The sequence below is a fragment of the Gaoshiqia sp. US2 genome, from assembly GCF_059705485.1.
The window spans coordinates 2,008,808-2,023,223 of the sequence record NZ_AP048550.1; the positions used below are offsets into that span (position 1 = coordinate 2,008,808).

Consider the following 14,416-nt stretch of genomic DNA (forward strand, 5'->3'; position numbering starts at 1 on the left):
CCATTAACAGGAACAATAGAAACCCGAGAAACAATCCCAAACAACAGAAACAAAAAATAAAGCTCATGAAAACACTACTTTTCATACTCCTCCTTCCTCTGGCAGCACTGCTGCCGGGGAAGGAATTGAAAGCCCAGATTTTTGACATCAAGTCGTGGAATGGCACCTACCCTGAAATGGAAGGGACTTACCCGCTTTCCTTTATAGCATTCAGAGGCTGGTTAATCCCGGTCCCCCATGTGTTTATACGCACCTGGCCGACACACTATTACATAGAAGTTGGAGCTTTGCCGGTGTCAGATACGGAAGAATACGCCGGAATGCTGAAAACCAACCTGCTGAAGATTATCGAAAAGCTGATTGAAAAATCGCAGATGCAGAAAAGGCACGAAGAAACCACCCAGATCAAAAGCAATACGGAAATGCAACGTGATATTGAAAAGAAGATATTCGATGCCGAGTCTGACCAGTTGCCCGATGTGTACAGCATTGCTTCCGGCTTTATCCGATTGTACATCAGCATTGATAACTTGGATAAACTACCCAACTGCAAATGGCTCAAACAAACCTATCAAAAGGAAGCAGATGAGTTATTGGTCCGGTTTATTTCTGTGAACCTATTCCTAACTGATCATGGTAAAAAGCTTGAAGCTTTTGCTGAGATCAAGGAAGAGCTTGCAAAACAGTTGGGAGAAACCGACTACGCCTATCGAAAAGTGCTTCACCTTCAGGCGTTCAATGCCAACATTCCGCAATCCTATGTTTTCCTTAAAGAATAAAACGGATTGACTATTGATTTATTTACGATTTACTATTCATCAATTTCCCTTTCCCTCTCCGGCATTTGCCGGAAGGTAAGGAGGGGCTTTTAAAACTTATTTGTTATGCTTTTACAAGTAATGAGTACCCAAAGCTTTTTTCAATTTACCGATGTTTTGGTCCGGGGAGGCCTGGACAATGCCCAACTGCTGGTCAACATGGCCCGCGCCATCGGCGGCATTGCAGCCTTCCTGTACATTGCCAAACGCATCTATGAACAACTGATTGCCGATAATCCGATCTCCCTGCTGCCTTTACTCAGGCCATTTGCCCTGGTGTTGGTAATTACCTTCTGGGCTCCGTTTGTACAACTGCTGATGGTTCCAACCAAAGGGCTGACCAAACTCTCGGAAGCGATTTATGCCGATAAAAAGCACATTGTGGCCGCCAAGCTGGAAGAAAAGCAGGATGCCATCCTGGCGGTGGATTTACCCGCTTTCCATGAAAATGAAGAGAAAGAAGCGGCACTCTGGGACAAAGGGGTCAATCTTTTACTGACTACCTGGAACATTGTCTCCGGCAGGGCATTGCAACACCAGATCAGCTTTTATTTTATGGACTCTGTCCGGCAGCTTCTGGAATCCTTTTTTGAGGCGCTGGTTTACCTGATCGCCTTTCTGCGAACTGTCTTTTGTGTGCTGCTGATCATTTTCGGACCTCTGGTTTTTGCCATCTCCATTTTCGATGGGTTCCAGGAGAACTACCTGCAATGGATCGCCCGGTTTGTGAACGTAAACCTGTATCTGCCCATTGCATTGATTGTCCTTTCGCTGGTCCAGGAAGTATTGATCTATGTGCTCGATCAGGAGATTGCTGCCACCAAAGCCTCGTTGATCTATCAACCTTCGCTATACTACGTTTCGAACTTGGTTGTGCCTGTTTGTGGGATTGTAGGATTGGTGATGGTTCCCAAAATCGCTTCATGGATTATCAGTGCATCGGGAACCGGATCAGGCGGCGGACGGCTGGTTAGGACGGTAGCCACGATGATGATTACCAAAGGAGCCATGAAATAGAACGCAAATGTCCAATACTGAATATCCAATAACCAATATCCAAGGACTCATCCAATCATTTATAACTCATCATTCATAATCCATAACTCAAAAGATGAATAAGATATTTGATATACAGCGCAAGTTCCGCTTTACGGTCTATGTTCTTTTGACGGTCAGTTTGCTGCTGATCGGGTTCAGCACTTTTGTGTTTACCCGATCCATCGGACTGGTTGAACGGTCACGCCAGAAAATCTACGTGCTGGACAACGGCAAATCCCTGCTTTTGGCCCTTCGTGCCGACATCACCGATAACCGGCAGGCTGAAGCCAAAGACCATGTGAAACGCTTTCACGAGCTGTTTTTTACGATGGAACCCGACAAACAGTACATCGAGAACAATGCCAAAGAAGCGCTCTACCTGGCTGATGGTTCAGCCATGAAGCAATACCAGTCCTACAAGGAGAACAACGTCTATAACCAGGTTATTGCCTCGGACATCAGCATGACCCTGACCACCGATTCGGTGCAGATCGACTTCTCAGCCTACCCATACCAGTTCCGGTTTTTTGGACGACAGAAAATTGTCCGTAAATCCAACATCACGATCCGTAACCTGGAAACTTCCGGCAGGCTTCGCAACATCTCCCGGACAGATAATAACCCACACGGTTTTATGATCGAGGACTGGCTGATTACCGACAACAAAGATTTGGAAACATTGAAACGAAAATCATTTTAACACTTTACAACCATTGCCATGAAAATCATTTACAACAAAAAAGAGGAAAACCAGAATAATACCACGGGAGAAAAAGAAACCCGCCTTACCAGGCTGATCAAAAGACTGGATAGGCAGGATGAAGGAATGGACCCGGATAAACGCAAACGCAAATGGAAGTATATCCTGACGCTTCTGTTCTTCCTGTACCTGGTTTCCTTTCTTATCCCAACGCCAAAAATTTCGCACCAAACCCTTCAAGTGGAAGAGGCAACAGAGAAGAAAGGCACTGTTTCTTCATCCGCTGCTGAAACTCAAAAGCCACTGACTTTTGGTATGCCAGTCGATTCATTTGAAACCATTTTAAAAAAGATTATCCATGAAAAACTTCCTGAAAAGAAATAAACCACTGTTATTCCTTCCGTTGATCCTGATCCCCTTTATAGTCCTGATCTTTTACATTTTGGGCGGGGGAACAAAGAAGGAAAAGGAAGAAGAACAGCAAAAGCAGCAACAAGCTGCCAAAGGAGCTAATTACACCCTGCCTGATGCGGATAAAAGTGTCGCCATTTACGACAAGATGGACAACTATTCCTCAAAAAAAGAAGTTACGACCAGTCATGATTATAACATTGACGGAGAAACTGATTCACTCGCAGCAGAAGAAAACTTGGAAGAAGAAACGCTATCTGAAGAACGCCTGCTTTCCGGTAAACGAAACCTATACCGAAATGACCCGGTCCCGGAAATGGAGCAGGAACCATCGGTTGACCTGCTGGCACATATCCGGCAAAAAGAACAAACGGTCCGGGAAGATTTGGAAAACAGCCAGTCAAAATATAGAAACAAAGAGCAGCAGCAACAACCCGAAGCAGTAAAAGAAACAACCGGTCAAAAAACTTCACCAGAACTTCCGGTTACCGGTATTGAAGAACTGGATAAGGTTTTCCGGCAAAACAGTAAACTGGCCAGAGAGAACGATTCATTGAGTATCTGTTTGAAAGAATCCACAGCAAAAAATGAAAAACTGGAAGCGGAAAAGAACAAACATTCTACCCTGGAAAAAAGCGGAAAGTCAGGTTTTAAACCCAAAGACACGGCAGTCCCGGTTATCGAAGCTGAAGTATATGAGACCACCACTGTTTTAACAGGCAACCGGGTAAAGCTGCGGCTATTGGAAGAAGCATGGCTTAATGGGGTGAAAATCCCTGCCAACACGTTCCTGTACGGAACATGTGAAGTCAGTAATGAACGGCTTCAAATCGAAGTGCAGCAAATACCGGTTGGAGAAAAGTTTGTCCCGGTGTCGATCACCGTTTGCGACCTGGACGGACTGCCCGGTCTGTATGTTCCCGATAATGCTTCGCGAAAAGTTGCCAAGGAAGTGGGCAGCAGCGCCAATACTTCCTCCATGTTCGGGGTAAGCAACAATCCTTTGACCTATATGGGCATGCAGGCCGCCGACCGAACCGCGCAATCCCTTTTGAAAATGATCCGGATCAAGAAAGTCACCGTCAAGAAAAACACCCTGGTCTATTTAGTCAATAAATCCAAATAATTGTAAAAACACAACATCCATGAAATCAATTATCGTTATCATTTTTAGCGCTTTGGCAGTACATTTATCTGTCAGCGCACAGCAGGGTCATCCAGCAAATACTAATAACTTACATGTAATCACCAACAACTTAAAAGTATCTGACACCAAAACCAGTCACCTGGTTTGCCCGGATAAAGTCAACTATGTTCAGTCCGGAGATTATTCCATTGTTCAAGCCGAAGTTGTTCCCGAACTATCCAATCTGGTTCGAATCAAAGCTGCCCAGCCTTTTGACAAACCCACTTCGCTGACCGTGGTTTGCGCCGATCACATCTATTCGTTTGAACTGACCTACGGCAATGATGCCCCGATCACTTACCTGATTGAGAGCTTTGAGTCGCAGCAGGCTATGACCTTTTCCGGCAAAGTGATGCCCGACTACCTGCTCAAAGACCTTTGCGACCAGGTATTGGAAAAGCACCGGCGCCAGTTTCATAAACGAAAGGCTAAAAAAGACGGGATCGAAGTTCGTCTGAATTCGATCAGCCTGAAAAATGATGCGCTCTTTTTTGAGCTTCAAGTGACCAACAAAACCAACATGGCTTACGATGTGGAAAGTTTTAATTTTTGGATCACAGACAAGAAGAAGGCCAAAGCGACCAACGTTCAGGAATATCGGATTTTTCCACAATTCCAGCGCAACAAGGTTCAGCGTATTCCGGGAGAGGTGACCGTTCGCGAAGTCTTTGTGATGGAGAAAATGACCATCCCGGATCAGCGAATCCTGAGAATTGAACTGGGAGAAAAAGCATTGGGCAATACGGGCCGCAAACTCAGCTTTAACCTGAAAAACAAGGACATTCTTAAAGCACGAAAACTCTGATTCCCGAAATAACACTCAATATTCTGATATTCTGATATTCAAATCTTCCAACGATGGAACACGAATCACACGAACTGGTCAAACTGCACGAAGGTTTTCGTTTTTTCAGCTATGTACTGCTTTTTACATCGCTGTATCTGACAGAGCTAAATTATTTCATGCTGAAAGGAATACAAATACCTGCGTTTCATTCGGTGATCGAAAAGATGCAAAACCTGAAGTTTATTGCCAGTGTGTATCCGTCCAAAGTGGTTTGCCTGGTTTTTCTGGCCATTACCTGTATAGGAACCAAGGCCCACAAAGACCGGGAATTGCTGGTTTCAACAATTGTCGGACAGACCATCGCCGGATTAATCCTCTATTGGGGAAGCCTGATCGTTTTCAAATCGTTCCCAGTAGTATACCTGGGGTTGACTTTTGCCGGTTTTGTTTTGCTGAATGTTGGTTTTGACAACATCTCCAAACTAATCAATGTCAACCTGATGAAAGACCGGTTCAATGTGGAAAATGAAAGTTTCCCGCAGGAAGAAACCCTGAAAGCCAATGAATATTCTGTGAACCTGCCAACGGTTTATTTGTACAAAGGCAACGAGCATCAGGGTTGGATCAACATTGTCAATCCCTTCAGGGCAACCATGGTTATCGGAACGCCCGGTTCAGGAAAGTCTTTTTCTGTCGTATTGCCTTTTATCCGCCAGCACCTGAAAAAAGGTTTTTCCATGTGCGTGTATGATTTTAAGTACCCTGATTTATCGTTGGTGACTTACAACCATTTCCTAAAAGCAAAGAAAGACGGGAAGTTGCCGGAGTCTTCCCGGTTCTATGTGATCAACTTTGAAAACATCCAGAAATCCTACCGTTGCAATCCGTTGGCTCCCGAGTGGATGGAAAGTCCGATTGACGCTTTCGAATCTTCCCGGACGATTCTGTATAACCTGAACCGGGAATGGATACGCCAACAGGGAGAGTTTTTCTCGGAAAGCGCCGTTTCCTTTTTCGCGGCAGTCATCTGGTTTTTGAAAAAGTATCAGGAGGGGAAATACTGTACCCTTCCTCATGCCATTGAATTGTTACAAATGGACTATGACGATTTGTTCGCTATCCTAGAACAGGAAAAAGACGTAGCTAATATCATTAACCCGTTTATCAATGCGCACAAACGCGGGGCCAGGGAACAACTGGAAGGCCAATTGGGAAGTTTGAAGATTGCCATCTCGAAGATCATCAGCCCGGAGATTTACTGGATATGTTCAGGCAATGATTTTTCCCTGGACATCAATAACCCGAAACAGCCCAAAACCCTTTGTCTGGCCAACGATCCGCTCCGGGTGGAAATGTACGGGGCAGTTCTGTCGCTTTACATTACCCGGATGCTGAAGGTGATCAACAAAAAGGAACAACAACCTTCGTCACTGATCTTTGATGAATTGCCGACGATTTACTTTCGGGGACTGGATACGCTGATTGCAACAGCCCGGAGTAACCGGATTTCGACACTGTTGGGAGTTCAGACCATCGACCAGTTGATCCGTGATTACGGGAAAGAGCAGGCCAACGCCATTACCAGTAATATAGGCAATATCTTTTGCGGTCAGGCAGCAGGTGAAACGGCGAAGTTTATCCAAAACCGGATGGGCAAAATTCTTCAGGAACGCCAATCATTAAACATCAACCGGAATGTACAATCGGCAACATTCTCCACCCAACTGGATTTTCTGGTGCCGGAAGGCAAGATTGCGACTCTACCGCAGGGCTATATGGTTGGGCAGGTGGCAGACAACTTCGGGGAAGCAATTGGGCAGAAGAACTTTAACTGCCTGGTGCATGTCGATGTGAAAGCGCAGCAGTGGGAAGAAGGCCGTTATAAGCCAATCCCGGATTTTTATCGTTTCGACAATATTCCTGAAGTTCTGGAACGAAACCGCAACAAGATACAGAATGACATCCGCAGAATAGCCAACCAGAGACCAGACCCGGATCAAAAGGAAAAACCTGTTTCAAATACCCAACAGCATGAAAGTCCCGATAAAAACTCGAACAATGCTCTGTCCAGGAATATAAAACCTAACCAAAAGTTTAACCAGGAGTCAAATCAAAAAACAACCCACAAGTCAAAATCAAAAAAGTAATTGTACGATGATTGAAAACACCACATACTTTAAATGCAGGCCGTCCCAACTGATGAACCTGCAAACGTTTTTACAGAGTATTCTCGCGATCCCAATTATAATTCTTTTGAAGATCATGTTGGAAGAACAGCAGGTAAGCTCGATTTTGCCTGAAAGACTGGCCGTTCATGTAGACCGGCTTCCAATCTACCTTTCGGTATATGTCCTGGTCAATCTGCTCTGGCAAATCGTAAAAGTTTGGTGTATTCGTTATGAGATTGATCCCGAACAGCTTCGGTATTCGTCAGGAGTATTACTCCGAAAACATGAATTTGTCGAAAATTACAGGATCAAAGACTTCCTGATAGAAAAGCCCTTGATCTACCGAATATTCGATCTGGGGAACCTGACCATTTATACCTCTGACAAGACCACACCAATTCTGCATTTATATGCTATCCGAAAGCCGGAAGAAAAATATCAAATCCTACGTGGACTGGTAGAAATCAGCCGAAAAGAAAAGCGTGTTTACGAAATTGACTAGCAATGCAATAGCATTTCTAAGAACGCAAATTACAGATAACGACCATTAGTATTAACCATGTAAATTTTAAAAGCTATGGAACAACAACAAAGTACACGAATGTCAATGGACCAGATTCCGTTTGACAAACTTGAAAAAGTAGGTATTAAAGCCGACCTGATCAAACAGATGGAAAAACAGGAAATGACCGATTTTCTGAACGGGTTCCGTTCGGATAAGCTTTACACGGTCAAAGCGCAGATCGGAAATGAGGAATACAAAATCCCAGCTAAGATCCGCTTGCAAAGCAAGGAAGACGGATCGGTGGACATCAAAATCCATCCGATTCAGCGTTTGAACGTCCCGGATGAATACATGGGTCACAAGTTTACCAAGGAAGAAAAGGGAGCTTTGCTGAATGACAAAAATCTGGGCAAAACGGTGGAACTGACAGGAAGAGATGGAAAGAAAGACAACTACTACCTGAGTATTGACTCCAAAACCAATGAACTGATTCCGCTTCGGACAAAAATGATCCAGATACCGGAAAAGATAAAAGGTGTAACCCTCTCGTCAGAACAAAAAGAGAAGCTTGGTGCAGGCGAGAAAGTAACAGTGGACGGCATGATGGGCAAGAATGAGAAGAAGTTCTCAGCCACACTCCAGGTTGATGCTGCCGGACGGAATATAAGTTTTTCGCAGTTCAAGCAGGAAAAATCGGAAGATTTAAAAACCGATTCCAAGCAGTCGGAAAAACAAGGGTCCAGGCAAAAAGTCCACTAAGTAAATAACAGGTCTCGTTTTCAAAACCGGAAGGGGAAATACTGAAAAGGTTTCCCTTTCTTTTTTGACAAGTGCGAAATAAAAAATGAGAGAAAATGAGGACGTAAGTTCAGGGAGAAAAAGCAGAAAATCAGAGGGAAACTCTTATTCAAAGTGGGGAGTGCAAGTTGTGTTTTTGTATGCACAAAAACCTTTTCACCTTGTCCCGGCTACGTCGGGAGATCGTCCCACCTGATAGCAGGTTGACCAAAATATTCCCCTCTTTGAATATAAAAAAGGTACTAAAAAACACTTTATGCGGCCACATTTACCAGATAAGGAAAAGCGAAACGAAATGCTGATCATCCGGATTACCCGGGAAGAAAAGATCAGGTTACAAAGTTTGACCAAACGGGGGAAGTTCGCCTGCATGAGTGATTTCATCCGGTCACGAGTTTTTAAGCAGTCGGACAGGAAGGTGATTTCGCTGGATGAAAATGCCAATGACCAGTTAAAAAATTTGGACTACGAGCTAAACAAGATTGGGGTCAACCTGAACCAACTTTCCAAGCGCATGAATTCCTTTGCCGGTTACCGGGTTGATGACAATGACCGGCAGCTTTTGAAACAGGTTTTTGAGATGATGAGAAATTGTCTGATTCTGCTTCAAAATTATCTGCGCTGATTTCTTCCATACCCTAAAAAAAAGGAAGATCATGGTTATTAAAATCCACCAAGCCTGCAGCACAAAAAATGCCTTGTTTTACAACGAGCGGAAAGTTGAACGGCACAAAGCCAGCTTCTATCACAGCCGAAATATGCCGGTTCTGAATCCGTTCCTGGGAGATAAGAACGATCGCTTCCGGATTTTTAAGGAGATTGAAGACCGGAATACCCGGGTTCTAAAACCGGGGTTGCATCTATCCGTAAACCCGACGGTTGGCGATTTGGTCAGGTTGGGAGATACCGGAATCCGAACGGAGATTGACAACCTGATGAACCACCTGGGATACGGAACCCAACCTTACTTTGTGTACAAACATGCTGATATAGAGCGGGTGCATTTTCATATCGTTTCCACTCGTATTGATTGTGATACCGGTAAGAAAATCAAAGACAGCTATGAAAAAGAAAAAACGCAGCGGTTTATCAAAGGACTGGAGCAGAAATACCAGCTTATCAAGGATGATCCACATGAAAGACTAAACTATCGGTTTTCCGGTTCCAGCAAAAACCTGAAGCAAAATCTGGAAAGCTTGTTTTCTCAGCTAAACCGGATGGATTTTATCACTTCCAAAGAAATGTATGACCAGGCTTTGGGACTGTTTCAGGTAGAAGTCAGAAAAGCAGGAAGGGGACATTTGGTTTTTGTGACGGATGAAAACGGAAATCCGGTCCGACATCCGGTGAGAATGGGAGATTTTGAGGAAAGACCGAAGTTTTATTTGGAGAAAGATGTAAAGTATGCTGAAGAAATAAGAGTGAATCGCAAAATTGGAATCCCGGAAAATTTCAAAATGGAATTATTGAAATCGTTGTTTTATCAGTACAACACAGATATGAAAAATCCCAACAGACGAACCAGGAAAGATGTATCCTCCATCCGTAAAAGAAGAGGAAAGAAGTACTGAAAAGTAGTCATTTTGCCTTTAACTATTTTCTCAAAAGAAACTCCTGTTTAAGCTGAATATTTTGTTATATTTGACAGTCTTGTCTAAACATACACTTCTAATGAAAAATACCGAGTTTGGAGCATATCTGAAAGCATTAAGGGAAGAAAAAAAGATTCCGCAACGGAAGGTGGCTCATGCAATTGACGTTGACACGAGCACACTGTCCAAAATGGAATTAGGCGAAAGACAAATCACGATTGGAATGATAAAACCTTGGGCCGAGGCTTTGTCTGCAGACTTTAGAGAGCTTCAAATCAAATATATCTCCGAAAAGATAATTCACGATTTTGACGATCAGCCTTTCCTGAAAGAGGCATTGCTATCAATTATTAAAGAGCTTTAAATATTATATGGCGAAAAAGAACGGAAACGGAGCTGAAGAAAAGCTGGAACAGAAGCTGTGGAAAACGGCTGACAAACTGCGAAAAAATATTGATGCCGCAGAATATAAGCATATCGTGTTGGGTTTAATTTTTTTGAAATATATCTCCGATGCTTTTGAAGAACTTTACCTGAAATTAAAAGCCGGTGAAGGAGAATACGCGGGAGCTGACCCGGAAGACCCGGATGAATATGGCGCAGAAAATGTTTTCTATGTTCCACCCTCCGCACGGTGGAGCACGATCCAGTCGCACGCCAAGCTGCCGACAATAGGAAAAGAACTGGACGATGCAATGGACGCCATCGAACGGGACAATAGCACCTTGAAAGGTATCCTGTCGAAAGTTTACGGAAGACAAAACCTGGATGTTCAGTCTCTTGGCGGATTAATCGACACCATCGGAACCATAGCACTTGGTGATAAAAAATCCAAAAGCCAGGATGTACTTGGTCGTGTTTATGAATACTTCTTAGGACAGTTTGCTTTGGCTGAAGGACAAAAAGGTGGACAATTTTATACACCGGAAAGTATTGTTAAACTTTTGGTTGAGATGCTTCAACCATATAAGGGACGGGTTTTTGACCCTTGTTGCGGATCCGGAGGCATGTTTGTTCAATCTGAAAAATTCATTGAAAGCCACCAGGGGCGGCTGGATGATATCTCGGTGTACGGACAGGAAAGCAACCAAACCACCTACCGCTTGTGCCGGATGAACCTGGCCATTCGCGGTATCGATGGTTCGAATATCAAATGGAATACCGAAGGTTCGTTCTTGAACAATGCCCATAAAGACCTGAAAGCCGATTTCATCATTGCCAACCCTCCTTTTAATGTAAGCGATTGGAGTGGCGAGTTGTTGCGTGATGATGCCCGTTGGCAGTATGGTGTGCCGCCTGCCGGAAATGCAAACTTTGCCTGGGTGCAGCATTTCCTGTACCATCTGAAACCCGGTGGTGGTCATGCAGGTTTTGTTTTGGCCAACGGCTCTTTGAGTTCCAATACCGGCGGTGAAGGTGAGATCCGTCAAAAACTGGTTGAAAATGATTTGGTTGAATGTATTGTGATGCTTCCCAAAGCATTGTTTTTTAATACGGGTATTCCGGCTTGCTTGTGGTTTTTACGCCGGGGAAAGAAACAACGTCATGGTGAAGTCCTGTTTATCGATGCTTCGGAATTAGGCTATATGGTCGATCGTAAAAACAGGGCTTTTACTACCGAAGACATCAGTCGCGTAGCGGATACCTACCACAATTGGCTCAACAAAGCAGAGGTTTATCACGATGAAAAAGGCTTTTGCAAATCGGCCAGCCTTGCTGATATCCGGAAGCACAAATTTGTATTGACTCCCGGACGTTATGTGGGCATACCAGATGAAGAAGACGACGGTATCCCGTTTGAGGAAAAGGTTTCAGAATTAACGTCCAGGTTACGGAAGCAGATGAATGAAGCACAAAATCTGGATGCGGAAATAAAAACGCAACTCGCGAAGATTGGCATTCAACTATAAGATCGTCACATTTTATGACGGGTTCGCAAAAGTGATTAAAATGAGTGGAGATATCATAAAACAAAGTGAAATAGAAGACCGGATATACACGATCCGGGGTATTCAGGTAATGATTGATCGTGATTTAGCTCAAATGTATGGAGTTACAACAAGCCGGCTGAACGAACAAGTTAAACGCAACATTGAACGTTTTCCTGAGCAGTTCATGTTTCAGTTATCGAAACAGGAGTTGGAAAATTGGATGTCGCAAATTGCGATATCCAATAAAGAAAAAATGGGACTAAGAAGACCTCCTTACGCATTCACCGAACAAGGCGTGTCCATGCTTTCAGGAGTATTGCGCAGTCCTGCGGCCATAAAAGTAAGCATTGCCATTATGAATGCCTTTGTTGAAATGCGTAGATTCATTGCTACCAATGCTGCTCTTTTTCAACGGCTCGACAAAGTGGAGCAAAAGCAACTGGAAGCCGACAAAAACTTTGAAATGCTATTTTCGGCCCTTGAAGCCAAAAGCCTGAAGCCCAAACAAGGTATCTTCTTCAACGGACAGATTTATGACGCTTATGCCTTGATCGCTGATTTGATACGCAGTGCCAAAGAATCCATTATTCTAATCGACAATTATATAGACGATTCCGTACTTACCCTGATTACCAAAAGAGGGAAAAGCGTTACGGCCACGCTGTTTACAAAAAACATATCCAAACAATTAAGCCTTGACATACAAAAACACAACCAGCAATATCCTGAAATCCAAATAAAGGCTTTTTCCGATAGCCACGACCGTTTTTTGATTATCGACCAAAAAGAACTGTATCATTTGGGAGCATCGCTAAAAGATTTGGGTAAAAAGTGGTTTGCTTTTTCAAGGATGGATAGTTTAGTGGATGACGTATTGAAAAAACTAAACGCATCGGATTTGAAAAGTCTAAAACATAATCGGCAATGAAACTGACTGAGCAAACACAAAAAGGTAATATTCTTAACGGACGTACCGAAGCCCGAATCCGGGTCATAGCAAAGGAGGGCAAGGAATGAGTGAATGGAAAGAATTTCAATTAGGGGAACTGTATAACGTTTCTTCCGGGCTCTCAAAGGCAGCAGATCAATTTGGCTTTGGAAATACATTCATCAGCTTCAAAGATGTTTTCAACAATTACTTTTTACCTGAAAACCCAGAAGGATTGGTTAACTCAAATGAAAAGGAGCAGATAAGTTGTTCCGTTAAGGCTGGAGATATACTCTTAACACGAACAAGCGAAACAAACGATGAAGTTGGAATGTCTTCAGTAGCCTTGAAAGATTATGAGAAATCAACCTTCAATGGTTTCTGTAAACGCCTTCGGATTAAAAAAGATGCTCCAATAAAAGTCTCACCATTGTATATTGGTTATTTGCTAAGAACCAGGTTCTTTAGAAAGTCTGTGGCAAATTTTGCAACGATGACTACCAGGGCGAGCATAAATTCCGAATCTATAAAAAGCATCCCATTATTATTTCCGTCTTTTTCACTCCAGGAAGAAATTGGCAAAACCTTGCACAGTCTGGATAAAAAGATTAATCTTTTAAAACAGCAAAACCAAACCCTGGAAGAACTGGCGCAAACCCTGTTTAAGCATTGGTTTGTCGAGTTCGAATTTCCCAATGAAAATGGCGAGCCTTACCTTAGCTCTGGTGGTAAAATGGTTGAAAGTGAATTGGGAGAAATTCCGGAGGGGTGGCGATTATCAACTATTGGAGAAAACATAGAAACTATTGGTGGTGGAACACCATCAACGACAGAATCAACTTTTTGGGAAGATGGTCAAATATTGTGGTACTCACCCACGGACTTGACTAAAGAGAACAGCATGTTTTCACATGGATCTGCCAAGAAAATTACTGAATTAGGATTACAAAAGAGTTCCGCAAAACTCTTTCCTGCATATTCCTTATTAATGACAAGTAGGGCCACAGTAGGCGAGTTAACAATCAATACTCATGAAGCCAGCACAAATCAAGGCTTCATTACTTCAATTCCGAATGATAAATTATCGATCTACTTCTTATATGATTGGTTAAAGTCAAAATTGAAAACAGTGCGAAATTTGGCTTCAGGAAGTACATTTCCGGAGATTAGCAAAACCGACTTTAGAAACATCGAAATATTATTGGCTACAGACGCTGTTCACAAACAGTTTGATAAAACGATGATGCCTATTTTTAGATCAATTGAAAATAACACCAAAGAAATCCAAACCCTTACCCAATTACGGGACACGTTGTTGCCAAAGTTAATGAATGGGGAGTTGCGGGTAATAATGGACGAAAAGCAAGATGCCAGTGAACGAGCTAGGGTATTTTAAAGATTTGTTTGATCGGGAACAAATTCGAAGGGGCGAATTGAATAACGAGGTCAATATTCCAATTGGTATTATCACATTAATATCAGGTGGAGTGATTTTGGTTTTCAAAGAAACAGTAACTTCTTTTTGTTCTTTCAATTTTGTATTGATTGTGATCA

15 protein-coding genes are annotated in these 14,416 nt (G+C 43.1%); all 15 read left to right on the forward strand.

Annotated features, from left to right (window positions below; genetic code table 11):
* Nucleotides 1-65 precede the first annotated feature (65 nt).
* The 15 genes from AC6H3C_RS07900 (at nucleotide 66) to AC6H3C_RS07970 (ending at nucleotide 14,258) form a co-directional block, all read left to right on the forward strand.
* Nucleotides 66-779, forward strand: a complete 714-nt coding sequence (locus tag AC6H3C_RS07900; RefSeq protein ID WP_497520188.1) for a hypothetical protein — start codon at nucleotides 66-68, stop codon at nucleotides 777-779.
* 105 nt (nucleotides 780-884) lie between these two features.
* Nucleotides 885-1,835, forward strand: coding sequence for a TraJ family protein (locus tag AC6H3C_RS07905; protein ID WP_497520190.1), 951 nt, complete (start codon nucleotides 885-887; stop codon nucleotides 1,833-1,835).
* A 94-nt stretch (nucleotides 1,836-1,929) separates the two neighbouring features.
* Entirely contained in the window at nucleotides 1,930-2,556 is a 627-nt protein-coding gene (gene traK / locus AC6H3C_RS07910) for a conjugative transposon protein TraK (RefSeq protein WP_497520191.1), read from the forward strand.
* 18 nt (nucleotides 2,557-2,574) lie between these two features.
* Entirely contained in the window at nucleotides 2,575-2,940 is a 366-nt protein-coding gene (locus AC6H3C_RS07915) for a hypothetical protein (protein ID WP_497520192.1), read from the forward strand.
* Nucleotides 2,915-4,093: a conjugative transposon protein TraM gene (traM, locus tag AC6H3C_RS07920; RefSeq protein ID WP_497520193.1), complete on the forward strand. Its 1,179-nt coding sequence runs from the start codon at nucleotides 2,915-2,917 to the stop codon at nucleotides 4,091-4,093. Before AC6H3C_RS07915 ends, traM begins: the two co-directional genes overlap by 26 nt.
* A gap of 19 nt (nucleotides 4,094-4,112) precedes the next feature.
* Entirely contained in the window at nucleotides 4,113-4,958 is an 846-nt protein-coding gene (traN, locus tag AC6H3C_RS07925; RefSeq protein ID WP_497520194.1) for a conjugative transposon protein TraN, read from the forward strand.
* Nucleotides 4,959-5,011: 53 nt separating this feature from the next.
* Nucleotides 5,012-7,087, forward strand: a complete 2,076-nt coding sequence (locus tag AC6H3C_RS07930; RefSeq protein ID WP_497520195.1) for a type IV secretory system conjugative DNA transfer family protein — start codon at nucleotides 5,012-5,014, stop codon at nucleotides 7,085-7,087.
* 7 nt (nucleotides 7,088-7,094) lie between these two features.
* Nucleotides 7,095-7,610 (forward strand): PH domain-containing protein, encoded by a 516-nt coding sequence (locus tag AC6H3C_RS07935; protein WP_497520196.1) that lies wholly within the window; start codon nucleotides 7,095-7,097, stop codon nucleotides 7,608-7,610.
* A gap of 75 nt (nucleotides 7,611-7,685) precedes the next feature.
* Entirely contained in the window at nucleotides 7,686-8,372 is a 687-nt protein-coding gene (locus AC6H3C_RS07940; RefSeq protein WP_497520198.1) for a DUF3945 domain-containing protein, read from the forward strand.
* A 295-nt stretch (nucleotides 8,373-8,667) separates the two neighbouring features.
* Nucleotides 8,668-9,036: a plasmid mobilization protein gene (locus AC6H3C_RS07945; RefSeq protein WP_497520200.1), complete on the forward strand. Its 369-nt coding sequence runs from the start codon at nucleotides 8,668-8,670 to the stop codon at nucleotides 9,034-9,036.
* Nucleotides 9,037-9,067: 31 nt separating this feature from the next.
* Entirely contained in the window at nucleotides 9,068-9,982 is a 915-nt protein-coding gene (locus AC6H3C_RS07950; protein ID WP_497520201.1) for a relaxase/mobilization nuclease domain-containing protein, read from the forward strand.
* A 100-nt stretch (nucleotides 9,983-10,082) separates the two neighbouring features.
* Nucleotides 10,083-10,367 (forward strand): helix-turn-helix domain-containing protein, encoded by a 285-nt coding sequence (locus AC6H3C_RS07955; protein ID WP_497520202.1) that lies wholly within the window; start codon nucleotides 10,083-10,085, stop codon nucleotides 10,365-10,367.
* A gap of 7 nt (nucleotides 10,368-10,374) precedes the next feature.
* Nucleotides 10,375-11,913, forward strand: coding sequence for a class I SAM-dependent DNA methyltransferase (locus AC6H3C_RS07960; protein ID WP_497520203.1), 1,539 nt, complete (start codon nucleotides 10,375-10,377; stop codon nucleotides 11,911-11,913).
* 40 nt (nucleotides 11,914-11,953) lie between these two features.
* Nucleotides 11,954-12,862, forward strand: a complete 909-nt coding sequence (locus tag AC6H3C_RS07965) for an ORF6N domain-containing protein (RefSeq protein WP_497520204.1) — start codon at nucleotides 11,954-11,956, stop codon at nucleotides 12,860-12,862.
* Between the two features lie 85 nt (nucleotides 12,863-12,947).
* On the forward strand, nucleotides 12,948-14,258 hold the full coding sequence (locus AC6H3C_RS07970; protein WP_497520205.1) for a restriction endonuclease subunit S: 1,311 nt from the start codon (nucleotides 12,948-12,950) through the stop codon (nucleotides 14,256-14,258).
* Nucleotides 14,259-14,416 lie beyond the last annotated feature (158 nt).

Bases quoted from the DNA above. Each gene is read 5' to 3' on its own strand.
- AC6H3C_RS07900 (WP_497520188.1), top strand. From the start codon at position 66: ATGAAAACACTACTTTTCATACTCCTCCTTCCTCTGGCAGCACTGCTG.
- AC6H3C_RS07905 (WP_497520190.1), top strand. From the start codon at position 885: ATGCTTTTACAAGTAATGAGTACCCAAAGCTTTTTTCAATTTACCGAT.
- traK (WP_497520191.1), top strand. From the start codon at position 1,930: ATGAATAAGATATTTGATATACAGCGCAAGTTCCGCTTTACGGTCTAT.
- AC6H3C_RS07915 (WP_497520192.1), top strand. From the start codon at position 2,575: ATGAAAATCATTTACAACAAAAAAGAGGAAAACCAGAATAATACCACG.
- traM (WP_497520193.1), top strand. From the start codon at position 2,915: ATGAAAAACTTCCTGAAAAGAAATAAACCACTGTTATTCCTTCCGTTG.
- traN (WP_497520194.1), top strand. From the start codon at position 4,113: ATGAAATCAATTATCGTTATCATTTTTAGCGCTTTGGCAGTACATTTA.
- AC6H3C_RS07930 (WP_497520195.1), top strand. From the start codon at position 5,012: ATGGAACACGAATCACACGAACTGGTCAAACTGCACGAAGGTTTTCGT.
- AC6H3C_RS07935 (WP_497520196.1), top strand. From the start codon at position 7,095: ATGATTGAAAACACCACATACTTTAAATGCAGGCCGTCCCAACTGATG.
- AC6H3C_RS07940 (WP_497520198.1), top strand. From the start codon at position 7,686: ATGGAACAACAACAAAGTACACGAATGTCAATGGACCAGATTCCGTTT.
- AC6H3C_RS07945 (WP_497520200.1), top strand. From the start codon at position 8,668: ATGCGGCCACATTTACCAGATAAGGAAAAGCGAAACGAAATGCTGATC.
- AC6H3C_RS07950 (WP_497520201.1), top strand. From the start codon at position 9,068: ATGGTTATTAAAATCCACCAAGCCTGCAGCACAAAAAATGCCTTGTTT.
- AC6H3C_RS07955 (WP_497520202.1), top strand. From the start codon at position 10,083: ATGAAAAATACCGAGTTTGGAGCATATCTGAAAGCATTAAGGGAAGAA.
- AC6H3C_RS07960 (WP_497520203.1), top strand. From the start codon at position 10,375: ATGGCGAAAAAGAACGGAAACGGAGCTGAAGAAAAGCTGGAACAGAAG.
- AC6H3C_RS07965 (WP_497520204.1), top strand. From the start codon at position 11,954: ATGAGTGGAGATATCATAAAACAAAGTGAAATAGAAGACCGGATATAC.
- AC6H3C_RS07970 (WP_497520205.1), top strand. From the start codon at position 12,948: ATGAGTGAATGGAAAGAATTTCAATTAGGGGAACTGTATAACGTTTCT.